The 23539-nt window shown below is 39.9% G+C and carries 20 protein-coding genes; 12 read left to right on the top strand and 8 right to left on the bottom strand.

Annotated elements, in window-relative coordinates:
* Positions 1-100: 100 nt before the first annotated feature.
* Positions 101-1282: an IS256 family transposase gene (locus PLANO_RS14225; RefSeq protein ID WP_038702803.1), complete on the bottom strand. Its 1182-nt coding sequence runs from the start codon at positions 1280-1282 to the stop codon at positions 101-103.
* Positions 1283-1618: 336 nt separating this feature from the next.
* On the opposite strand from PLANO_RS14225, the gene PLANO_RS14220 reads away from it, so the two are divergent.
* The 3 genes from PLANO_RS14220 to PLANO_RS14210 all read left to right on the top strand — a co-directional run bounded on the left by PLANO_RS14220 (position 1619) and on the right by PLANO_RS14210 (position 4537).
* Complete coding sequence (locus PLANO_RS14220; protein WP_038705089.1) at positions 1619-2182, top strand: NADPH-dependent FMN reductase; 564 nt, start codon at positions 1619-1621, stop codon at positions 2180-2182.
* Positions 2183-2424: 242 nt separating this feature from the next.
* Positions 2425-4170 carry a SulP family inorganic anion transporter gene (locus tag PLANO_RS14215; RefSeq protein ID WP_038705088.1) on the top strand — a complete coding sequence of 582 codons (1746 nt, stop codon included), beginning with the start codon at positions 2425-2427 and terminating at the stop codon, positions 4168-4170.
* A gap of 34 nt (positions 4171-4204) precedes the next feature.
* Complete coding sequence (locus PLANO_RS14210) at positions 4205-4537, top strand: ArsR/SmtB family transcription factor (protein ID WP_081976697.1); 333 nt, start codon at positions 4205-4207, stop codon at positions 4535-4537.
* A gap of 140 nt (positions 4538-4677) precedes the next feature.
* Here the strand turns inward: PLANO_RS14210 and PLANO_RS14205 are convergent, their stop codons facing one another.
* The 3 genes from PLANO_RS14205 to PLANO_RS14195 are packed head-to-tail and all read right to left on the bottom strand — an operon-like array spanning position 4678 to position 6553.
* Positions 4678-4932 carry a hypothetical protein gene (locus PLANO_RS14205; RefSeq protein ID WP_081976670.1) on the bottom strand — a complete coding sequence of 85 codons (255 nt, stop codon included), beginning with the start codon at positions 4930-4932 and terminating at the stop codon, positions 4678-4680.
* Positions 4933-4958: 26 nt separating this feature from the next.
* Entirely contained in the window at positions 4959-5864 is a 906-nt protein-coding gene (locus PLANO_RS14200; RefSeq protein ID WP_038705086.1) for an ABC transporter ATP-binding protein, read from the bottom strand.
* Complete coding sequence (locus PLANO_RS14195; protein ID WP_038705085.1) at positions 5864-6553, bottom strand: ABC transporter permease; 690 nt, start codon at positions 6551-6553, stop codon at positions 5864-5866. The genes PLANO_RS14200 and PLANO_RS14195 overlap by 1 nt, the downstream gene beginning before the upstream one ends.
* A 168-nt stretch (positions 6554-6721) precedes the next feature.
* On the opposite strand from PLANO_RS14195, the gene PLANO_RS14190 reads away from it, so the two are divergent.
* From PLANO_RS14190 to PLANO_RS14175, 4 genes are all read left to right on the top strand, one after another.
* A complete protein-coding gene (locus PLANO_RS14190) occupies positions 6722-7438 on the top strand; it encodes a response regulator transcription factor (RefSeq protein ID WP_038705084.1) in 717 nt (238 codons plus the stop codon).
* Complete coding sequence (locus tag PLANO_RS14185; RefSeq protein ID WP_038705083.1) at positions 7425-9140, top strand: sensor histidine kinase; 1716 nt, start codon at positions 7425-7427, stop codon at positions 9138-9140. Before PLANO_RS14190 ends, PLANO_RS14185 begins: the two co-directional genes overlap by 14 nt.
* A 303-nt stretch (positions 9141-9443) precedes the next feature.
* Complete coding sequence (locus tag PLANO_RS14180) at positions 9444-10427, top strand: ring-cleaving dioxygenase (protein WP_038705082.1); 984 nt, start codon at positions 9444-9446, stop codon at positions 10425-10427.
* 2 nt (positions 10428-10429) lie between these two features.
* The gene (locus PLANO_RS14175; RefSeq protein WP_197053092.1) at positions 10430-11023 is read left to right on the top strand and encodes an NADPH-dependent FMN reductase; all 594 of its coding nucleotides are present in this window, start codon (positions 10430-10432) and stop codon (positions 11021-11023) included.
* A gap of 65 nt (positions 11024-11088) precedes the next feature.
* Here PLANO_RS14175 and PLANO_RS14170 read toward each other — a convergent pair whose 3' ends face one another.
* The 3 genes from PLANO_RS14170 to PLANO_RS14160 form a co-directional block, all read right to left on the bottom strand.
* Positions 11089-13479: a putative bifunctional diguanylate cyclase/phosphodiesterase gene (locus PLANO_RS14170; RefSeq protein ID WP_052124332.1), complete on the bottom strand. Its 2391-nt coding sequence runs from the start codon at positions 13477-13479 to the stop codon at positions 11089-11091.
* 248 nt (positions 13480-13727) lie between these two features.
* Positions 13728-16130: a putative bifunctional diguanylate cyclase/phosphodiesterase gene (locus PLANO_RS14165; RefSeq protein WP_081976669.1), complete on the bottom strand. Its 2403-nt coding sequence runs from the start codon at positions 16128-16130 to the stop codon at positions 13728-13730.
* Positions 16131-16426: 296 nt separating this feature from the next.
* Positions 16427-17164, bottom strand: coding sequence for an IclR family transcriptional regulator (locus PLANO_RS14160; RefSeq protein ID WP_038705080.1), 738 nt, complete (start codon positions 17162-17164; stop codon positions 16427-16429).
* Positions 17165-17326: 162 nt separating this feature from the next.
* On the opposite strand from PLANO_RS14160, the gene PLANO_RS14155 reads away from it, so the two are divergent.
* From PLANO_RS14155 to PLANO_RS14140, 4 genes are read left to right on the top strand one after another with little or no spacing between them, the layout of a single operon-like run.
* Positions 17327-18214: a dimethylarginine dimethylaminohydrolase family protein gene (locus PLANO_RS14155; RefSeq protein WP_038705079.1), complete on the top strand. Its 888-nt coding sequence runs from the start codon at positions 17327-17329 to the stop codon at positions 18212-18214.
* Positions 18207-18965: a dimethylarginine dimethylaminohydrolase family protein gene (locus PLANO_RS14150; RefSeq protein WP_038705078.1), complete on the top strand. Its 759-nt coding sequence runs from the start codon at positions 18207-18209 to the stop codon at positions 18963-18965. The genes PLANO_RS14155 and PLANO_RS14150 overlap by 8 nt, the downstream gene beginning before the upstream one ends.
* A 38-nt stretch (positions 18966-19003) precedes the next feature.
* Entirely contained in the window at positions 19004-20422 is a 1419-nt protein-coding gene (locus tag PLANO_RS14145; RefSeq protein ID WP_038705077.1) for an amino acid permease, read from the top strand.
* 13 nt (positions 20423-20435) lie between these two features.
* Positions 20436-22055, top strand: a complete 1620-nt coding sequence (locus PLANO_RS14140) for a M20/M25/M40 family metallo-hydrolase (RefSeq protein ID WP_038705076.1) — start codon at positions 20436-20438, stop codon at positions 22053-22055.
* A gap of 66 nt (positions 22056-22121) precedes the next feature.
* Here PLANO_RS14140 and PLANO_RS14135 read toward each other — a convergent pair whose 3' ends face one another.
* Positions 22122-22913, bottom strand: a complete 792-nt coding sequence (locus PLANO_RS14135; RefSeq protein WP_038705075.1) for a putative hydro-lyase — start codon at positions 22911-22913, stop codon at positions 22122-22124.
* A 219-nt stretch (positions 22914-23132) separates the two neighbouring features.
* On the opposite strand from PLANO_RS14135, the gene PLANO_RS14130 reads away from it, so the two are divergent.
* Positions 23133-23537, top strand: coding sequence for a (deoxy)nucleoside triphosphate pyrophosphohydrolase (locus PLANO_RS14130; RefSeq protein WP_038705074.1), 405 nt, complete (start codon positions 23133-23135; stop codon positions 23535-23537).
* The last annotated feature ends 2 nt before the right edge of the window (positions 23538-23539 follow it).

Genomic DNA, 23539 nt, shown 5'->3' with positions numbered 1-23539 from the left:
TTATTTGTCTATTTATTATAACTTTAAGTTAGTATTTAACATCTGAGAGCGTCAAGAATTATGTGTAAATAAGTAAATCCTTTTCTTGTATGTATATCCATTAAGATTGCTTGAACATCTCAGCCAGCTCTGCACGGGCTTGATCGAATCCGATATGGCAACGGGTGGAGAATTTCTGGTTATAGATTTCAAATTGGGAAACCAAGAAGCGATCTAAGGAATCTTCGTTCGGAAATTGCTCCTTGCGTTTGCTGTATTTCTTTACGTTCTTGTTGAACGATTCGATCAGGTTCGTCGAATAGATGCTTCGCCAAATGGATTTTGGGAAACTGTAGAAGGTGAAAATATAGGGATTCGCTTCCAACGATTTCGTCACTTTGGGATAGGCCGTTTTCCATTTATCGACAAAGACTTTCAACGCTTTTTCACCCAGTTCCCGGTTCTCTGCCCGATAGACCGATTTGAAATCATCAAGAATTTCCTTGCGATTGGTGACGCGAACTTTGTGTCGGATACCACGCGACAGGTGGACGCAGCACGCCTGATATTGAGCATCGGGAAAGACCGAAAAGATGCGATCAGTGATGCCTTTCAAGCCGTCGGAGATAAACAAAAGCACCTCTTCGACACCGCGCTCTTTCAAGTCCAACAGGACTTCTTCCCAAACGAATGCGGATTCCGTAGGGGCCACTGTATAGGCCAACACTTCTTTTGAGCCGTCCTCTCGGATGCCAACAGTAATATAGACAGCTTCCTTCGAGACCGTGTCGCGCTTGAGAGAAATGTAAGTTGCATCGAGATAGACGCAAGCATAGCGCTGATCTAATGGACGAGATTTAAACGCTTCGACCTGTTCGCTCATCACTTTCGTCATATTAGAAATGGTTTGTGGCGTGTAATGATGACCGTACATCTTCTCGATCAAATCCGATATTTCGGACATCGTCACGCCTTTTTGGAACATATGAATAACGAAGGCTTCCAGCGTATCGTTTGAGCGCTTGTACGGAGCGACCGTCTGTTGGTTGAATTCGCCGTTCCGGTCCCGTGGCATCGAAAGCTCCAAATCCCCATACTCCGTATGGAGTGTCCGCGTGTAGACACCGTTGCGTGAGTTGCCGGAATTGAAACCGATGCGGTCGTATTTTTCGTAATCCAGGAAAGCTGTAAGTTCTGTTTGGAGGAGCGTATTGACCGCCGTCTCCAGGTGCTTACGGAAAACTTCGGAGATGTCTTCTTTTTTTACTAGAGCTTGCATAATATCTGTTGTAAACTGAGTCATAGGGAAGGCCTCTTTTCTGTGAATTGGTTGTGGTGACTTAATTCTACAAGAAAAGGTCTTCCTTTTTCTATTTATTCATTTACACAAGATATTTTACGCTCTCTAACATCTTTTATAATCTTAGTGGATAAATAAAAAACAAGATAGTGCTTTCTACTATATCAATTTTATTTACTAGAGGGGTTTTAATTTGGTGACAGTCTACCGTATTTAAGTGGTTGAATAATCTGTCTATTTAATTGAAATGCCTGTCTTTTTCCCTTATGATGAAGAGGCATCAAAGAGTGAAGGTTCACAGAGCTAAAGTAGGATCACAATTTGAGGAGGAAACGATTCATGACGAAGATTGGGATTATTACAGGCAGTACAAGACCAGGACGCAATAGCTTGCAAGTAGCACAATGGGTAAAAAACATTGCAGACAAACGCGGAGATGCTGAATACGAAGTGGTTGATTTGGCTGAATTTAATTTGCCGATGTATGCAGAGCCTGTTTCAGCTGCGTACAGTCAAGATTATCAAACCCCTGAAGCGATTCCGTGGGCTAAAAAAATTAAAGAGCTGGACGGCTATGTGTTTATTTGTCCGGAATACAACCACGGGGTAACATCTGCTTTGAAAAACGCCATCGATTATTTATATCCAGAATGGAATAATAAAGCAGCTGGAATCGTCAGCTACGGTTCATCAGGCGGGGTGCGTGCAGCTGAAGCATTGCGTATTATATTAGCTGAGCTGCAAGTGGCTACCGTTAGAACGCATCCGGCGATGTCGCTCTTCACAGATTTTGTGAAAATGAGTGAGTTTAAACCGGCCGATCTGCACGAGAAATCGGTGACAACTTTACTGGATCAAGTAAATGCTTGGACGAATGCATTTGAACCGTTAAGAAATAAGTAACCATAAATTAGATAAATTGAATTTAAGAATGAACATTTCATCCATCACTATATATCGCATTAAAACTGCCCTAACCTGTCATGAAGATGACGGTGGGGCGGTTTTTTGTTGTCTGAACGAAACAAACGTGTAGGGCTTGTCCATCATTCCAACTTTGACAACAAAGAACAAACGGTTTATATTTGAATTATAATATATTCAAATAATCAGATATACTATAATTCGAAGAAGAAGGTCCTTACATGAAAAAGAAGTCGATTTTCACAGGAAGATATGCGGGTTATTCAGTCGACAGCTTTAAGAAAGATTTGTTATCGGGGCTAGTCGTGGGTATTATTGCGATTCCACTCGGCATGGCGTTTGCCATTGCTTCTGGTGTAGATCCCGAGTATGGCATTTATACTACCATTATTGCCGGGATATTGATTTCGTTGTTTGGTGGTTCGAAATTTCAAATTGGGGGTCCAACTGGTGCATTTATACCCATCTTGTTTGCCATTGTGCTGACGTATGGTTACGAAAGCTTACTGATCGCCGGATTTTTAGCTGGAATACTGCTTTTATTAATGGGGATTTTCAGACTAGGGTCGTTGATCAAGTATATCCCACGACCCGTCACAATCGGCTTTACGTCGGGAATTGCTGTCCTTATTTTCGTAGGTCAAATTGCGAATTTTTTAGGGTTACGTGATGTTGAAAAACACGAATCCTTCCTAATGAACGTAAAAGAGCTATTCCTCCGAATCGATACAATCAATTTATATAGTGTAGTGACAGCTGTCATTTGTTTAGTTGCCGTTATTTTGACGCCAAAAATGTTGCCGAAAGTGCCAGGCCCGCTTATTGGCTTATTGGTTTCTACTGTCGCAGCAACAGCCTTTTTCCCAAGTGAAGTAGCAACTATTGGATCGGCGTTTGGGGAAATTTCAAACAAGCTGCCAGCATTTCATTTTCCCGAAATTACGTGGGAGCGCGTGCAGCTTCTAATAGGCCCTGCGTTTGTCATTGCGATGCTCGGAGGAATTGAATCCTTGTTATCTGCCGTTGTAGCAGATGGCATGACCGGTACTAAGCACAATAGCAATCGAGAGTTGATCGGACAAGGAATTGCCAATATGGTCACGCCACTTTTTGGCGGAATTCCCGCAACAGGCGCCATTGCAAGAACTGCTACAAATATTAAAAACGGAGCGGTTTCACCGTTTTCGGGAATTATACACGGGCTTGTGGTACTTCTCGTTCTATTATTGTTCGCGCCCTACGCTTCAGCTATTCCACTAGCCAGTATGGCACCTGTGCTGATGATTGTTGCGTGGAATATGAGTGAGCGACGTGTGTTTGTTTCTTTGATGAAAACCAAAACGGCAGACTCACTCGTTTTACTCGTGACGTTCTTGTTAACGGTTTTTGTCAGTTTGACCGTTGCGGTACAAGTAGGGTTATTGGCTGCTGTGATTTTATTTGTAAAACAAATGAGTGAACAATTGGTCATCGCAAAAGCATTGCCAGACCCAAAACATAAAAACGAACGAGTCGAAACTCACCGCGTAACGAATAGTCGGGACTGTCCACAAATTAGTATATTTAATATCGAAGGTCCGTTATTTTTTGGGTCAGCACAAACCTTCGAACAGTCGATTATGCGCACCATAAACTACAAACCTAATGTCTTGTTGTTACGAATGGGCAAAGTGCCATTTATGGATGCGACGGGTGAAGCGTATTTATCAAGTATTGTAAAAGATTTTTCAAAACATGGAACGGTAATCTTTTCGGGAATGAATCCGCATCCGTTAAGTATCGTGAAAAAAACAGGTTTATATGATTATACTGGAGAAGGGCATTTCTTCGAGCATACTGGAGAAGCCATTGATTTTTCATTAGAACAACTGGACCGAAACAAATGCTTAGGGTGTCAACATTTTGCATTTAAAGAATGCACCGCACTTTCAGCGGGTCTGGATTACAAAAAAACGGAAAGTCCGTAAAACCGTGATAGAGAGGAAGAAACTTATTTTGGACATGGCCATGCAACAGTTTAAAGCCGAGTTTTTCAAAGCTTTAGCGCATCCACTTCGCATCCGAATTCTAGAAATTTTGGCGGACGGCAATAAAAGCGTAAACGAAATCCAGCAACTTGCCGAAAGCGAAGGCTCGGCCGTCTCGCAACAATTAACCGTTTTGCGGTCAAAAAACATTGTTACCGGCAGCAAAGAAGGAAACCGGGTCATTTATTCTTTGCGCGATCCCATAATTATCGACTTATTGGATGTAGCGAAGAAAATTTTTAATAACCAATTGTCGGAAACCATTACGATATTGGATCGGTTGAATGAAGGCGAGAAAGTAGAGTAATTAATCGGTATTGAAGAGAACAGAAAAAACTTTCTATTCTTACTTCATATGACAGTAAAAACCAGCAATCTCATCAATTGAGATTGCTGGTTTTGTTGGTTAAGCGAATTAGTTAACTCATAACGTCCTTTTAAATTTATCTACCTTTTTTGTGTAGTTCTATGAAGAGTTTTGCGCCCGTTAAACCATTGTTCGAGGAGGAAAACGAATAGAATCAATACGATTATGGTATACGAGAGCAAACTTCCGATTAAATTAGTGAGCAGCATCCATGTTAAAACACCAATAACTAGGGTTGGAACAATAAATCCTAAGTATTTACTGTTACGAGAAGATAAAAAATATTGTGCTGCTAACGCTAATGTGATTAACAGTGGAGATAAAAGTTCATTCACCATGCTTCCTCCTTTCAGATTTTATATTACTCAGCTAGAAACATTTCTTCTAAAGATAGCTCGCTAACCCCTACTCTTAAAATATCCACTTGGCAATGAGTGAAAGCACGAATGATTTCGGCGATTTTTTGTTCACTGCTAACCGTAATAGTTGTAGTAGAAGAAGTTTGTTGAAGTTCTGAACCCACAGTTTCTAACCATGTATCTAACTTCGTAGCTTCACTGGGCGGAATAAGTTCGTGTTTTAGTTCTACAGTTATTGTTGAACGATAAAATGCACGCAGTTCTTCTATAGTTCCACTTTTGACAATACTTCCATCTTTCATAATAGCTATCGTCGTACATATCTTTTCAACTTCATTTAGATTATGAGAAGTCATAAAAATAGTCTTTCCTTGCTGTTGCAAAGAAACGATTAATTTATGAATGTGTAAAGCGGATTCGGCATCTAATCCAGAGGTTGGTTCGTCGAGAAAAATCAAACTAGGATTGTGAATGATGGCTTGTGCAATGCCAAGTTTTTTCTTCATTCCAAACGAAAACTTACTTACTTTTTTCTTTCCTGTTTCTTCAAGACCAACCAGTTTTAATACATGTTCGCAGTCAGCATTAGAAACCGGCACACCAGAAAGAGAGGATAAGTATTTTAACTGGTTGATGGCAGACATCGAGTTAAATAGGGTTGAATAGTCTGGCATGACACCGACAAGCTTTTTAACGTTTTCATTTGGGCCGTCAATGCCAAGAAGAGAAAAGCTTCCGCTTGTAGGATGTGTAATGCCTGTTAGCATATTGATAAATGTTGACTTGCCCGCTCCGTTTCGACCGAGAAAACCAAAAACTTCACCCTCCTCTACAATAAGATTGATGCCTTTAACTACAGGAGTAGACCCATAAGTTTTAGTCAAAAACTGAGTTTGAATTGCGTGCATTAAAATTCCCTCCTATTAAAAACTAGCAATGCAATGGCTAGTATCATTGCGGAAAAGACAAAGACAACTAAAAATAAGTAGTCTGTTTCCATAAGGTAATAATAAGGACTTGCAAACTTTAGCCAACTAAACCACGAGTTAGTTGTTAACATCAACCAAAAGTTGAAAATTGGGTACAGTAATCCGATCATTACACCCAAAAACATTGTGATAGAAGGCTTATGTATGACTACAGACAATAAGACAGTTAACGAAATTTGGTAGGTCAATAAGGCAATCGCCTGAGAGAAAATCAGAAAATGGAATTGTGAAGAAAAAATACTGATTAGTAAAAATGAAACGAAAATACAACTAAACCAAAATAGCCAGACTCCTGAAAATTTACCGAATAATATTTGACCTCGAGAAGTACGCGTTACTAGAAATCGCATCGTTCGTTCATGACTTTCTTTGTTGATCGTGTCGTGTGAAATACTAGTTACGAACAGCTGACCAAAAAATATCAATAAAAAAACCAGTCCCGCTGTGTACACATCTTTCATTTCTTGTTCAGTCAAAGCAACAGCAGTGCCTAAAATATCTGAGTATTTTGCAGAAAAATAAGATGTAACAAGCAGTAAAGCGATAATAATAAGTGATTTAATGCTTTTGAACAGATCAACAAATTCTTTTTTCCCAATTGCTATCATAGTAGATCCCCCAATTTTTATTGCCTCCTACGAGAGGTTTGTTTTAAGTGTAAGGGACAATTCTTAAGGCAAAGGAATCATCACCTTAATTTTTCCTTAATTCTCCTATTTTTAATTAATCAAATGATATGATTGTCTATAGAATCCATAGTGGAAGGTGGCATCAGGATGAAGGAGCCGCGATTATTAATTGTTGAAGATGAACAAGCTATTTCACATATGCTAGTAACTATTTTAAAGAAAGAGAATTTCTCTTATATTGATACAGCAGACACAGCAGAAGAGGGTTTGGCTCTATGTAAGGCAAAATCTTATGATTTGATCTTACTAGATGTCATGCTTCCGGGGCGTAGTGGTTTGGAGATTTGTCCGCTTATTCGAGAGATTTCAGATGCATCCATTTTTTTCTTAACGGCACGAAACACGGATTTGGATAAACTTTCAGGATTTGCTGTAGGTGCAGATGACTATATTACGAAGCCCTTCAATCCGCTGGAAGTTGCTGCACGTATTAAAGCACATCTTAGAAGACGTCTTGGCAATACGCTAAAAATTGACGAAAGTATTTTTGAATACGGTCAACTTACGGTAAATACGACATCAGCAACTGTAAAAGTTGATGGACAGCCTGTTGAACTAGCTGCTCAAGTATATCAATTATTGTTGTTTTTTTGCCGACACCCCAATCAATTATTCAGTAAAAGCCAACTGTATGAAAAAGTTTGGAGAGAAGAGTTTTTAGGTGAAGACAATACGGTAATGGTACATATTAGAAAGCTAAGGGAGAAAATCGAAAAAAACCCGAGTACTCCAAATTTTATCATCACTGTCCGAGGGCTTGGCTATAAATTTGTTTCAGATGAGGGAAATCATGAATCTACATAAACGATTTATTGTGCAATTTTTTATTCAATTATTTTTATTGTCTCTATTTTTCTTAGTCCTGATTTTAACGATTTGGGGGATTATTGGTTTCACTCTCTCGAAAGATGAAATTCAATCAGATTTATCAAAGGCGAATGCTAGTTATTTTACGAATAGAATAACTAGTGATTCTGAGAAACAATCTATAGCGAAAGATTTAAAAGAGTTAGTAGAGAATCAGGGTGGTTGGTTGATTCTTTTAGATACAGAAGGAGAAATAGTTGATTCTTACAATGCACCAAAAGCGCTAAAAACAAAATTTGCTACGGGGGATTTTACAGATAGGTTGTGGGGCGTATCTGAAAAAAACGAGTTTTTTAGTTATTGGGAAATTGAACTCATGGATATGGACCCGTTAATTTTATTGTATGGTCAAAGAAATTTGGCAGAAGAATTACTTGTAGCGGCTAGTCCATCAGTCGACTGGCAACAGAAGAGATTAAGTTTATCAGCTGAAATGAAAAAACGCATAACTAAAACAGATGCTTGGATGCAGCTTATTAGCGCAGAAGGTCAAGTGTTGGATGAGTACGGTGAAGTCAACAAAAGTAGTCAATATACTATACAAGAATTAGGAGAATTGCAGGATCAAAATCAGTTTCTTTCATCAGTAAGTAATGAAGATTCCAATCAAACAGTTATTGCAGGGGTAAAGAAAATTCCAACCAATGCATGGGAAACGACTTTTTCTAATCGAAATCTTATTGTAGGTTTATTAATTCTACTCATTTTATTAATGTTAGGAACATTTTGGTATGCACGTAAGTTTGGCTTGCCCTTACTAGTCTTGATGCAGTGGATTCAAAATCTTGGAGAAGGCCGATACGAACAACCATCACAACAGAGAAATGGTTCCTCTATTGTCAATAAAAAAGGAAAAGTAAAGAGGAAGTACAGGCTCTATAAAGACCTGATTGCAACACTTGAAGACTTGACTATAACGCTGAAAATTCACAAACAGCAACAAGAAACGTTAGAGAAAACGCGAGAAGACTGGATTAGCGGATTATCACATGATTTAAAAACACCCTTATCGTCAATTTCGGGTTATGCTCAAATGCTTGAAGCTCCCGAATATGTTTGGTCTACGCAAGAAACCAGGAAGTTCGCTACTATCATGAAAGAAAAGTCTTCTTATATGATGGAATTGCTGGAAGAGCTTACGTTAACGTTTAGGTTAAAAAATCATGCACTTCCATTGGTTAAAGAAGACACAGATATAAATGAATTTATCCGTCGAATTGTTATTCAGTTTATCAATGATCCTTCAGCTTCCAATATGAAATTTAACTTTGAACCAGCATCTTCAAGTATCCGTGCGCAGATTGATCCGAAGTGGTTTCAGCGAATAATCGACAATTTAATTGCCAATGCGATAAAATACAATCCATCCGGTACAGAAATTAAAATCTCCATCACGGCAATTGAGCAGCATTTGTTTATCGTACTCATTGAAGATGATGGGGTAGGAATGGAAACAGAAACACTAGATAAGCTATTCAACCGATACTATCGTGGTACTAACACTGAAGATGTGACAAGTGGAACGGGACTTGGATTAGCTATTACTAAACAACTGGTTCAACTTCACAACGGTTCAATACACATAGATAGTGTACTCGAGAAAGGCACTATTGTGCGTCTTATTGTACCCAGTAAGTAGCAGTAGCACTTGTATTACCAAGCTATATGAAGAGAATAGGAGCAGTTTCCTGTTCTCTTTTTGCTAGGTTATATTTAGTTATGATGAGCACTCAATTCAATTAAGCTTCTCATAAAAAAGAGAAACTAACCTGTTGACACATAAAAACCTACATGGTATTATTACTTTGAATTAAAGATAAATAGTTTAAAGATAAATTTATAAGAAACAAATTCGGAACATAGTTTAATGCACGACAGTTTATTTTTTTTAATCATATATCTCGAATTCGAGATAAAATACAATCAAAGAGGAGAATGACCCATGAATGAATTAAAAGGAATTCACCACGTAACTGCTATTACAAGCTCTGCCGAGAAAAACTATGAATTTTTCACATACGTACTAGGGATGCGTTTAGTAAAGAAAACCGTTAACCAAGACGATATCCAAACGTATCACTTATTTTTCGCAGATGATAAAGGGTCTGCTGGAACCGATATGACGTTCTTTGACTTCCCGAACATTCCGAAAGGAACGCACGGCACGAATGAAATTTACAAAACTGCATTCCGCGTACCAACAGATGCTGCACTCGACTACTGGATTAAACGTTTTGATAAATACGAAGTTGCTCATAAAGGCATTCAAGAAGTATTCGGTAAAAAAACCATCTCATTCGTTGATTTTGACGATCAGCAATACATGCTGATTTCAGATGAAACAAACAAAGGCGTAGCATCGGGTACACCGTGGCAAAACGGTCCGGTACCACTTGAGTTTGCGATTACAGGGTTAGGACCTGTTCATATCCGCATTGCAGACTTTGATGCATTCAAAGAAGTATTGGAAAAAGCGATGTTAATGCGTCAAATCGCTAAAGAGGGCTCGTTCTATTTGTTTGAAATCGGAGAAGGCGGTAATGGTGCGCAAGTCATTGTTGAGCACAATAAATTATTGCCACAAGGTCGCCAAGGCTTTGGTACCGTTCACCATGCGGCATTCCGTGTAGCAGATCGAAACGTTTTAGAAGAGTGGATCAACCATATGCAACATCAAGGATTCCATACTTCTGGTTATGTTGATCGTTTCTTCTTTGAATCGTTGTATGCACGCGTCGCACCAGGAGTTTTGTTCGAATGGGCAACAGATGGTCCAGGATTTATGGGCGATGAGCCATATGAAACAGTAGGAGAAAAATTATCATTGCCGCCTTTCTTAGAAGCAAAACGCGATCAAATAGAAAAATTGGTGCGTCCAATCGATACAGTTCGCAGCACACGCACATTTGAAGAAGAGTATTTATAAGCATGAATATATTCAGCAGATTATTTGGAACCAAACAACAGGAGGAAACAACAATGACAACATTAAATATCGGTATAATTTTAGGATCAACACGTGAAGGGCGCTTAAGCCCACAAGTAGGGAACTGGGTAAAAGAATTAGCAGACAAACGCGGAGACGCGAACTATACAGTGATTGACATCGCAGACTACAAATTGCCATTGCTTGGAGAAGAAGGTACAGATGCATCAGGTGCTGCCGCATGGTCAGAAGCGATTGCAAAACAAGATGGCTTTGTCTTTATTACACAAGAATACAACCATTCCATTACGGGATCGTTGAAAAACGCGTTGGACTATTTGCGTGCAGAATGGAATAACAAAGCAGCCGGAATCGTTTCTTATGGTTCAGTCGGTGGTGCTCGTGCAGCAGAACATTTACGTGGCATTTTAGGCGAACTGTCGGTAGCAGATGTGCGTGTACATCCAGCGTTATCATTATTCACTGACTTTGAAAACGGTTCTGTCTTAAAAGCAGCACCGGTTCAAGCAGATTCTGTTAATCAAATGTTAGACCAAGTAATTCCATGGTCAACAGCTTTAAAAACGATTCGTTAATTTAACTATAGGCTAACCAAAAACAAGGCAAGACGCAGTCAACTGCGCCTTGCCTTGTTTTATGTTTAAACCATATTCACTGAAGGTAATCCGGTTTTTAGCAACTTTGTAAAGTGATGAGCAGGTAAGGGTCTGCTAAAGAGAAATCCTTGAATTTCGTCACAATTCAACTCTTTTAATAAAGCAAACTGTTCTTCTGTTTCCACACCTTCTGCGATAACTGACATATCAAAACTATGAGCGATAAAAACAATCGCTTCAACAAGTGATTTATCACGCGGGTTTGTCGCCATGTCTTGTACAAAAGGCTGGGCAATTTTTAGATTGGTAAGTGGGAATCGTTTTAAATAGTTGAGTGACGAATAGCCAGTGCCAAAATCATCAATGGCAATTTGAACACCCATTGCTCTTAAGGTTTGCATGCGTGCTATCGCTTTTTCTGCATCATCGAGTGCCACACTTTCAGTAATCTCTAGCTCTAAAGAGGACGCCGGAAGTCTGCTCGTCTTTAAAGCTTTTTGGACAACCTTCATCAAGTCATCGTGAAGAAACTGTAAAGAAGATAAGTTTACCGCAATTTTTAAGTGGGAATATCCGGAATCGTGCCATTCTTTTGCTTGTAGACAAGCTGTTTGAAGAACCCATTCGCCTATTGGCAAGATCAATCGTGTTTCTTCTGCTAATGGGATAAATTCAGCGGGTGAAATGATGCTACCGTCTGATTTTTGCCAGCGAATTAGCGCTTCCATTCCCGTAATTTTTCCTGTTGCAGCTTGTATTTGAGGCTGATAATGCAAGGTGAATTCTTTATTGATAATGGCACGGTTTAAATCGTTTTCCAATGCCGTTTTTCGTGCAGCGATAAAGGCCATATCATTGGAGAAAAATTGATAATTGTTTCTGCCCTTTTCTTTAGCGCTATACATGGCATTATCAGCGTGTTTCATCAACTCGTTCGCTGTTTCTCCATCTTTTGGATAAATTGAAATACCAATACTCATTGAGATAAAGAGTTCTTGTTCATTTATGGTTAAAGGTTTTTCAAGCGTTCTTTGAAGTTTTCGAATGATGGATTCGATATCTTTTTCGTTCTTAACGTAATCGAGAATTAGCGTGAACTCATCTCCACCTTGTCGAGAAAGCGTGTCGATCGAACGTAAGTTTTCTCTAATTCTTTGAGAAAACTCTTGAAGCAACAAATCACCAAAATCATGACCAAACGTGTCATTAATGTTTTTAAATCGATCTAGGTCGATAAAAACGACCGCAAGTTTATGTGAGTTCTGCTTGGCTGAAACGATAGCGGCCTCTAATTTTTCAAGAAACAGTCTTCTGTTTGGGAGACCACTCAATAGATCGTAATAAGCCAAGTGCTTCATTTGTTGAACGGAATCTTTTAGTTGCTCGTTTTTAGAAGTCACTTCTATCGTTCGTTGCTCGACTTTGTGTTCGAGAGCAGAAGTGAGTTGGTCGTATTTAAAGATCAACCGCCGATTATCCTGCATGGTGAAAATTTGTCTAGATATAATTAACAGGGCTGCAACGCCGGCACCCGCGATCAAACCGTTCATCGATTCTGTTTGCTCAGCCACCATAGCGATAAACAATATAAGCAAGCTGAAATAAGGCAATAACATCCGGAAAGATAATTGTTCGTCACCTGCTGCTAAAACCCGTTTTGGCATTATTTTTTCTGTAGGGTCGAGCGAACATAAGCCAGCAAGCGCAACGAGTAGAAGGCTCAGTGCCCACAATGGGTCATATAAATTCCCTGAAACATAGGTGTTTGCGAATGTCGAATAGAGATGAGCAGTATCCGCAAAAACTTGAAATATTAAACCGACAACTATTAGAAAAAGTACGCGAGATGGAAGGGGCTGGGAACTGCCGATGTAAAAGCTAACCGCACCAAATAGTAGAAGCAAGTCTCCAATGGGGTAACCAAGTGATACAACGAGTAACAAGAGTGAATCTGATTCTGTAGGCAGCAAATGTCGGATAAGGAAATGCCAACTAAGCGCAGTAGATACAGCAATAATAATCATCATGTCGAAAATGAATTTAATCTGATAAGATGCCTGTTTGTTCTGTGTAAGTTGATAAACAAAAGCAGCTAGGAAGAAAGCGATTTGAAGAAAGTAAAACAAGTCGGGCCATCCGGGATAAGGAAGCACAAGATCAAAAGCGGTGTGGCTAACGAACGAAATGCTTTCTGCAGCAATATAACTTAAACATCCAAGTGACAGCAGCAGCCAAAATATTCGATTGTTACCAACTGACTTTCGAGAAACGTAAAAAAGAGTTGCACAGGCTATGATCGGAGCTAGCCATGAAAGCGTTTGAATGATTACGTCATAAGTATCTGTGTTGGCATTAACTAAAATAAAGAAATAATAGCTAGAGATATGTAAGAAAATATATGCGGCGAACCACTTTTTAATAGTTGAAGGCTTCATGTGTTTCACCTCATTCATTGAGCAGAAAAATCTGCTGAAATAGTAACTTTATGGATACATTCATTAATTATAAAGAAAATATAATAATAAATAAATAGCAAAATACCTTTTTATTCCATTTGATGGTTAAATATTTATATTTATTTATTAGTGGAGGAAAGATCTAAGAGTTTAAATTTAAAAATAGCCCCTTGTCGCAACGTTTAGTTTACGATAAGGGGCTGTTTAATGTGTTTGGAAAAGTCCGTTCACATATGTCTAGAAATCTTTTCTAAAACAAGCTCATCAAGAAGTAAGTCTTCAAAATGGTCGGGAGGCAGTGGCTTGCTGTAGAGGTAACCTTGAATTTCGTCACAGCCTAGTTGTTTTAATAAAGTTAACTGCTCATCGGTTTCGACACCTTCTGCAATAACCGACATGTTCAAGTTGTGAGCGATAAAGACCATGGCTTCGACAAGTGCTTTGTCAGAAGGATTTGTCGCCATATCTTGAACAAAAGGCTGAGCAATTTTCAAGTTGTTGATCGGGAATCGTTTTAAATAGCTGAGTGAAGAATAACCTGTGCCAAAATCATCAATAGCAATTTTCACGCCAATTTCCCTCAACTCTTGCATTCGAACAATTGCTATTTCGGCATCGTCGACAGCGACGCCTTCGGTTATTTCTAATTCAAGTGAAGATGCAGGAAAACCTGTTTTATGGAGCGTTTGTTTCACCATATCCATTAAATCTTCATGTAAAAACTGAAGGGGCGATAAATTGACAGCAAGCTTTAAGTGACAATGGCCCGCATCATGCCATTTTTTTGCCTGTTCGCATGCCGTGTAAAGAACCCATTCGCCCATAGTCAAGATCAAGCGCGTTTCTTCTGCTAGCGGGATAAATTCTGCTGGCGATATAATTTCACCGTCGGTATTTTTCCAGCGTATTAAAGCTTCCATGCCAATAATGTCACCCGTTTCTACGTTAACTTGTGGCTGATAATACAGGATAAACTCTTTATGCGTTATAGCGCGGCGCATATTATTTTCGAGCGCTATTTTTCGAGAAGCGACTAAAGCCATATCTTCTGAAAAAAACTGGAAATTATTTTTACCTTTAGCTTTTGCGCTATACATGGCATTGTCTGCATGCTTTAATAATTCGCTTGCCGTTTGGCCATCATTGGGATAAAGAGCGATGCCAATGCTCATTGAAATATGCAATTCGTGTTCGTTAACGATTAAAGGCTTTATCAAAGCAGTTTGCAGGCGCTGAATGAGTGGCGAGATATCGCATTCATCGTAAATATTGTTGAGAATCAGCGTAAACTCGTCTCCACCTTGCCGAGAAACGATATCGTCCGAGCGTAAGTTTTGTTTGATCCTTTCAGAAAAGCCTTGCAGCAATAAATCGCCAAATTCATGACCAAAAGTATCATTAATGTTCTTAAAGCGATCTAAATCAATAAACACCACAGCAACTTTTTCTTGTAGCTCTTGCGCTTCGAGTATCGAGTCTTCTAGATAATCCAAAAACAGCCTTCTATTAGGTAAATTGGTTAACACATCGTGATAAGCAATATGTTTCATTTGTTGCACGGCTTTTTTCAATTGGTTATTTTTCAGTGTAACTTCCGTCGTTCGTTGCTCAATTTTATGCTCAAGGCTCGAGGTTAACTGATCGTAGTTGAGCACCAACCGTCGATTATCGCGTAATGTGAATATCTGTCGGCCAATGAGTAAAGCAGTCGCAAGACTAGCGCATAATATCAAACCCGTAATTCCTTTTTGCTGTTCCGCATTGATCACCACAAATAAGATCATCAAACTAAAATACGGTAGCAGTAAACGCAACGAAATTTGGTTATCACTTGGCGAGTACGTGTCCGTTGAACCAAGGTCTTTTTGTGGATCAAGTGCGTGTAAGCTAGCAAAAGCAACCAATAATACGCTAAGCGACCATAGTGGGTCATACAAACTACCAGAAACGTAAGTATCAAAGATTGTAGAATAGAGAAAAGCACTATCCGCGAAAACTTGAATAACTAAACCCGTAATCATAAGAGCTAATAATCGATTTGAAAGAGAAGATGGTCGGCTAATATAGAGACAAATCGCACCAAAAAGTAGCAACAAATCACCAAAAGGATAGCCGATTGAAACAATCAGTAATGGGAGTGAAGCGCCTTGTCCGGGAAGTAAGTTTTGGATAAGAAAATGCCAACTAAGGGCAGTGGATACAATGATGATGATCATGATATCGAAAAAGAATTTCACCTCATAGGAAATTTCTTTCTTTTGTTTCAAATAATAAACAAAAGCCACCGAATAGAAGAAAATTTGAAGAAAATAAAAAAAGTCTGCCCAGCCAGGGTAAGGAACTTCTTCTTGTAAAATACTATCCGTATAAAACCAAATACTTTCTGCAATCGAATAGTTAAAACACCCAAGTGCAAAAAATAACCAGAAAAGACGACTTTGCACTTTTGTTTTTCGGTAAATGTAAAAAAGAACAACACAGGCAATGGTAGGAGCTAGCCACGAAAAAAAGTTAGCAGCCATTAAATAACCGCGATCATTTGAACCGGCAGATAAAACAAAATAGTAATAGAAAGAAATATGTATAAAAATATAAAAAGCAAACCATTTTTTAAGCTTTGAAAGCTTCATTTTTTCACCTCAGCTTATCTATAAAAAGATAATAAAATATATTTTTTCAATGATAGTAATCCCAATTATAAAGAATATATTGTAATAAAGAAACAACTAAATACACAATTATGCATATAATTATTAAGTCTAAAGTCCTTTTTATGCTTTTTTATTAAAGCTGTAAAACCACTTGATGTCTTTCTATGAGAGGTAATACAAACTTATTTTAGTTTGTGAAGTTTTGTTGTGAGTTGAAGGGATTTAGCAAAAAAAGCACAGCCAAAACGGTTTTCCGTTTTGGCTGTGCTTTTTGATTAATTATTGTATCCCAATTTAGCAGAAATGCGTTTGCTCGTTTCTTTTATTTGTTCGGCAAGAAATGCCAATCGTTCTTCTGTTAAGTTATGACTCACGACACCAATACTAAGCGCTCCTTGAACTTTTCCAAAACCGTTTAAAATCGGAGCACCGACAGATGAAGTGCCTTCTGTTCGTTCACTATGGCTGATCGCATAGCCTTGTTTTTTTATTTGTTCTAACAGTTCGTAAAAAGTGGAATGTTGTTCTTTATCGATATACGTATGGAGAATCTTTTTTACTTCGGCATTGGGCATATTGGCAAGCATGGTTTTATTGGCGGCTCCGATATGCAACGGAATACGGGATCCCAGCTTGTCGTAAACCCGAATCGCGTGATTTTCGTTGTCGATGCGCTCGGTGATTAATGATTCGCTGCCCATGGGTTGGCTTAAGTAGACGCTTTCTCCTGTTTTATCCATGAGAGTTACTAACTCAGGTCTGATGGTGCTGATATAGTCCATCGTATCGTACATATGCAAACCATACTCTAACCAAATATCCCCTAAATCATAATGTTTTGTTTTGGCGTTTTGTTGAATCATGCCGTGGACGGCCATAGATTTCAATAACCGGTGCATGGAACTAACGGGAAGCTCGCATTCACTTGCTAGTTCTGAAATCGACAAGCCTCCTTCAGTAGATCGAGACACTAATAATTTTACTACACCCATTGCCCGGTCGATTGACTGCATCTGTTCGTCACCTATCCTTTATAGAAAGTTGTTATCTAAACATTTAAAATATATTGACATTATAACACGAATAATTTATATTATGAAAAATAACTTTTCATATAGCGGAAATAGTTTCCACTATGCGGAAAAATGGAGGGGTAAGTTATTAGCACTTCATCAATGTATCATCCGTTAGAACGGGTGATTGTCAAACATCCAAACGAGGCTTTTATCAGCCAGCAACATATTCAAAACGAGTGGCAAAAACTCAATTATTTATCTGAACCTGATTTTGAAAAAGCGAAAAAAGAATATGCTGAATTTATTTCATTACTATCAAAACACGTTCCAATTATCGACTATTTGCCTTTATCGGAACATGTCAGTATGGATTCTATTTATGCGCATGATCCTGTGAAGTTTACATCTGAAGGAGCGATTATCTTAAAGTCTGGGAAAGAATTACGTCAGCCTGAAGCTCAAGTTTATCGTAAGTTTTTGGAAGACAAAGAAATCCCCATCCTTGGTGAACTAACAGGTGATGCAACAGCGGACGGTGGAGATATGGTTTGGCTCGATGAACGTGTGCTAGCTGTTGGTAACGGTTACAGAACTAACGAAGAAGCAATTCGCCAAATTAAAGAAATGACGGCACATATGGTGGATGAATTTATCGAAGTTCAGTTGCCGCATGCAGACGGAGAAGAAGAATGCCTTCATCTCATGTCATTTATCAGCATGGTCGATAAAGACCTCGCAGTCGTCTATTCGCCATTAATGCCAGTTGCATTTCGAAAAAAACTTCTGGCCCGTGGCATTCAATTGATCGAAGTACCAAAAGCAGAATACGACCTTCTTGGCTGTAATGTATTGGCCGTTGCACCGAGTGTTTGCATTATGGTGGCTGGCAATGAATTGACAAAACACCAATTGCAACAAGCAGGAGCGATTGTCTACGAATACGAAGGCGAAGAAATTAGCGTTAAAGGAACGGGTGGACCAACATGTCTCACAAGTCCTGCCGTACGGCTCAAAACTACAGAAAAAAGGGGATACTCACATGTTTAAAAATGTCATTGTTAAAACTCCAGGAAAAAGTTATGTAAATGGATTAACTACATCAGACCTCGGCAAGCCAGATTACGATCTTTTGCTCGAACAACACGCAGCTTATATCGAAGCATTAAAAACGTGTGGGGTTGAAGTTACGCATTTAGCAGAAAGTGAAGAATACCCAGATTCGACATTTGTTGAAGACGCAGCGGTATTAACACCGGAATTTGCGATGATCACCAACCCTGGCGCAGAAAGTCGCAACGGCGAAAAAGAAGAAATCGAAGCGGTGTTAAAAAAATTCTATTCGAAATTCCATTACATTACGTCAGGCACGTTGGATGGTGGAGATGTTTTGCAAGTAGACAAACATTTTTACGTCGGCATCTCTGAACGTACAAATCAGCAAGGAGCCGAACAGTTTAAAGAAATCGTCGAGTCTGAAGATTATACAGCAACGATTGTTGAACTGCAAGAATTTTTCCACTTGAAAACAGGCATTGCTTATCTTGGAGACAACACCGTTGCGGCAGCTGGAGAGTTTCTGGATCATCCCGATTTTGCAACGTATGAAAAAGTCCAAATTCCGGCTGAAGATGAATATTCCGCAAATTGCATCAAAGTGAACGAGTACGTGATCATTCCAAAAGGCTATGAGGAAACCAAACAAAAGCTAGCGGAACGCGGCCTTGAAACGATTGAACTTGAAATGTCGGAATTCCAAAAACACGACGGCGGACTTAGCTGCTTGTCATTGCGATTTTAAGAAGACACTAACTATAGCAAAGGGAAGGGAGAGATTTTATGCACCAAACACCGGAAGTGCCAGCTGCTAATCAGTTGAATCGCTCGATGAAAAGTCGACATCTGTTTATGCTTTCGCTTGGAGGCGTTATTGGAACCGGCTTGTTTTTGAATGTAGGATACACGATTAATCAATCCGGTGCAGGAGGCGCGCTGATTGGCTACTTGATCGGCGGCTTGATCTTGTACATGGTCATGGTTTGTCTTGGTGAGCTTGCTGTTCATATGCCAGTTACGGGTTCTTTTCAAACCTATGCGTCAAAGTACATTAGTCCCTCTGCCGGATTTTCATTAGGCTGGATGTATTTTGTCGGCTCTGCTGCGACCGCGGGTGTTGAGTTTACCGCTGCAGGCATCTTGATGAAATACTGGTTCCCGGAAACACCTATTTGGATTTGGTGTGCAATATTTATCGTCTTGCTATTTGCGATTAACGCATTAACTACAAGAGGGTTTGCAGAAGCTGAATTTTGGTTTGCTGGCATTAAAGTAGTGGCACTCTTATTATTTATCGCGATTGGAGCTGCTGCGATTTTTGGTCTGATTCCGTTGGCAGATCGTCCGGCGCCGTTTCTCGATAACCTGGCCCCGACCGGATTGTTCCCAGCGGGTATTGCTATCATCTTTATTACAATGATGAACGTCATATTCTCTTATCAAGGGTCGGAACTAGTGGGGATTGCGGCTGGTGAAACAGAAAATCCTGAAAAGAATATTCCAAGAGCGATCCGAAATATTCTTGTTCGCATTATCGTCTTTTACATTGCATCCATTATCATTTTATCTGCAATCTTCCCGGCTGCTGAACTTGGCCTAATGGGAAGTCCGTTTGTAACGCTTATGGAAATGGCGGGAATCCCGTACGCTGGAAGCATTATGAACTTTGTTATTTTGACAGCGATTTTGTCAGTAGGGAACTCTTGTCTTTACGCATCTACGCGCCTGTTATGGGCGATGGCTAACGATGGCATGGCGCCACGAATTTTCAGCACATTAACAAAACGTAAAGTGCCACTTGCTGCTTTAATTTTTACGATGATGTTCTCGTTATTGTCGCTATTGACGAGTGTTATGGAAGCTGACACTGTGTTTATCTTATTGATGTCGATTGCGGGGATTTCCGTAACGATTTCCTGGATGGGGATTGCTACGTCTCAATTGATGTTCCGTCGCCACTTTGTCAAAGCCGGTGGAGATATCGCGGATTTAAAATATAAAGTTCCTTTTTATCCGTTTGTGCCGATTTTCTGTATTGCTTTTTGTTTGCTCATTCTCGTATTTTTAGCTTTTGATCCGACGCAAAGACTCGGTTTGTTTTATGGGGTTGGATTCTTTGTCGCTTGTATGGTGTTCTATAAAGTAAAACTAGAAAAGAAAAACATTGTTCCAACGAGTGTAGAAGTGGAAACTGTCGAATAAGGAGGAATATCGAGTGGAGAAATTATTATGGGGAACGCCAGCCGATCTTCGGACGCTATTGTGTGAGTTAGTCAGCTGGGAAAGTCGGACATTGACAGAAGGAGAAAAGGAATTTCCTTTTAAAGTGGAGGGTAAGCTGAAACAGCTCGAATATTTCAAGGCGCATCCGGAATATTTAGCACTTCACGAAGCAGACCCTGGACGAAACTTGGTGATGGCGCTTTATGAACATCCGAAAGCGGTGGATACAATTGTACTCATTAGCCATTTTGATACGGTGCAAACCGAGGAATATGGAGATCTGGAAAAACTCGCGTTTCGTCCTGAAGAATTGACGAAAAAGCTGTTTGAGCGAAAAGACGATCTGCCAGATGAAGCACGCACAGATCTCGAATCAGGCAGTTACTTATTCGGCCGTGGCACGATGGATATGAAGATGGGGCTGGCTCTCCATATGGCGTTGATTGAAAAAGCGAGTCATGAACAATGGCCGCTTAATCTTGTACTGTTGACTGTACCGGACGAAGAAGTAAATTCGACCGGTATGCGAGCAGCGGTAGAACAATTAGTAAAACTGCGTGAAGAGCGTGGCTTAACGTATAAAATGTTCTTTAATAGCGAACCGGCCTTTTCACAAAAGCCAGGGGACGAAAAGCATTATATCTACTCCGGAACACTCGGGAAAATTATGCCCGCGGCTCTTTTTTACGGCAAAGAAACGCATGTCGGTGAACCGTTAAAAGGCATGACGGCCAATTACATGGCATCGTTTTTAGCACAAGCAATGGAATGGAACTCAGCATTCCGTGAAAGTGATCTTGGGGAAAGCACGCCACTGCCAGTATCGCTTCAACAAAAAGATTTAAAAACGCAATATTCGACTCAAACGCCATACCGGGCGACCGCTTTGTACAATATTTTCTTAATGAAACGCAATGCTGCAGAAATTATGGAGCTGTTTGAACAAACGGCAAATCAAGCAGCGGCAATGTGCAATACGGCATATACCGAATTGTGCAAGCGTGAGAAAATTGAAGGCATTGGGGAAGTGCAAGTGTTGCGTTATGAGCAATTACTCGACTACGCAGAAGCAAAGCGCGGAACTCGGTTTGTTTCAAAAATTAAAGAAGAAATTTTAGCGCACCCAGAATGGGACGAACGTGAAAAATCGTTGCGCATTGCTGATAAATTGATGATTCAATGTCACGAACTAGCACCTGCGATGATCTTATTGTTCGCGCCACCATATTACCCAGCAGTCAATTCATCGGAAGATCCGTTTATCATGGACTGCGTCGAAACAGTAAAAAGAGCTGCTGCAGAAAATGGCGTCGAAGTTGACCAAATCCATTACTTTAACGGATTGTGCGATTTGAGTTATGTAAATTACAAAGATCCTGGAAACGGGTGGAGTTCTTATGAACGCAATACGCCTGTATGGGGAGAGACTTACAGCATCCCGTTTGCTGACATGCTAGCGCTGCAGGCTCCTGTCTTAAATGTGGGGCCGTTCGGCAAAGATGCCCATCAATACACAGAACGCCTTCATATCGACAGTGCCTTTGTCCAAACGCCTCATATGTTGGAGAGTTTGATGAAAAGTTTGTGTAAAAAAGTTCTTGAAACAGTTTAACGAGAAAGATGAAAAGCACAGCCAAAACGGACCCCCGTTTGGCTGTGCTTTTTGTTTTTTCCGAACTTATAGGACCCCAACTGTTTCTGTCTTAATATTCGTAATAAACATGTGCCCTGGGGCATGTGTAATCATAAATGGCGGTTTGACATGTGCAGCAATTGCTTGCGGCGTGACCCCGCAAGCCCAAAAAAGAGGCACTTCGCCGTCGTTAATCGTCACACGGTCACCGTAGTCAGGCTGATTTAAATTGGTGATGCCAATCGATTCGGGATTGCCGATATGGAGCGGTGCACCATGCACGGTTGGGAAGCGACTAGTCACTTGCACAGCACGAACCACATCTTGTTCAGCAACAGGGCGCATGCTGACGACAGTGGGTCCTTCAAATATTCCAGCTTTTACGGTTGGAATGGATGTTTTATACATTGGGACATTTAAGCCTTCATCGTTGTGGCGAATTGGAATGCCATTTTTAACTAAAGCTTCCTCGAACGTGAAACTACAGCCGATGAGAAACGCCACCATGTCACTATTCCAAAGTTTGGTTATATCACTAAGAGTTTCCGTCAATTTTCCGTCGCGGTAAACATGGTAAAGCGGGATGTCACTTCTAATATCTGCTGTAGGCGCAGATTGGACAGGAGTATATGAACCGGCTTCTGTCACATCTATTAACGGACAAGATTTGGGATTGCGCTGACAAAATAGCAGAAAATCAAATGCCATATCTTTCGGAAGAATGACTAAGTTTGCTTGTAGAAAGCCATTCGCCATCCCTGAAGTGGGACTTTCTAAATTGCCCTCTCGAATCAGCTGCCGGATTTCTTCGGGTGTGGAATTTTGTAAGTTGATCATTTGATCTTCTCCTATCTGAAAAAATGAATTTCCTGGATTGGACAACTTGTAATAGGAATTGTTGAATATAGTGACATTTTAGCATGCTTCTATAGATTCGGCATTGTGTACAAAACTGAGAGATAGATGATAAGAATTTAATGTTAGAATATAGATCAATAAGAGAACCTTGAAAATGAAATAGTAACAATAATATTTAAAGAGGAAAGGTGAAAATAAATGAAAAAGAACATACACGTAGTGGGAGCGGTCATCACAGATGGCGCCAAAATTTTATGTGCGCAACGCGGAATGGAAAAAAGTTTGCCGGGTCTTTGGGAATTTCCAGGTGGGAAAATAGAAGAAACTGAAACGCCACAACAAGCATTGCAGAGAGAGATTCAAGAAGAAATGCATTGTCGCGTAGAGATCGGTGAACAAGTCGAACATACTGTGTACGAATACGATTTTGGTATTGTTCATTTGACGACTTTCTATTGTCATTTAGTTGAAGGCACTCCTGTTTTAACTGAACATATTGCAATTAAATGGCTAGAAGCCCATGACTTAGAAAAATTAGACTGGGCACCCGCTGATATACCGGCAATCGAGAAGTTAAAAAAGACTTATCAAGCTCAGAAGTAAGT

This window comes from Planococcus sp. PAMC 21323, from assembly GCF_000785555.1.
Lineage (GTDB): Bacteria > Bacillota > Bacilli > Bacillales_A > Planococcaceae > Planococcus.
The sequence above is the reverse complement of the archived record's forward strand: the minus strand, read 5'-3'. Positions and strand labels throughout refer to the sequence as shown.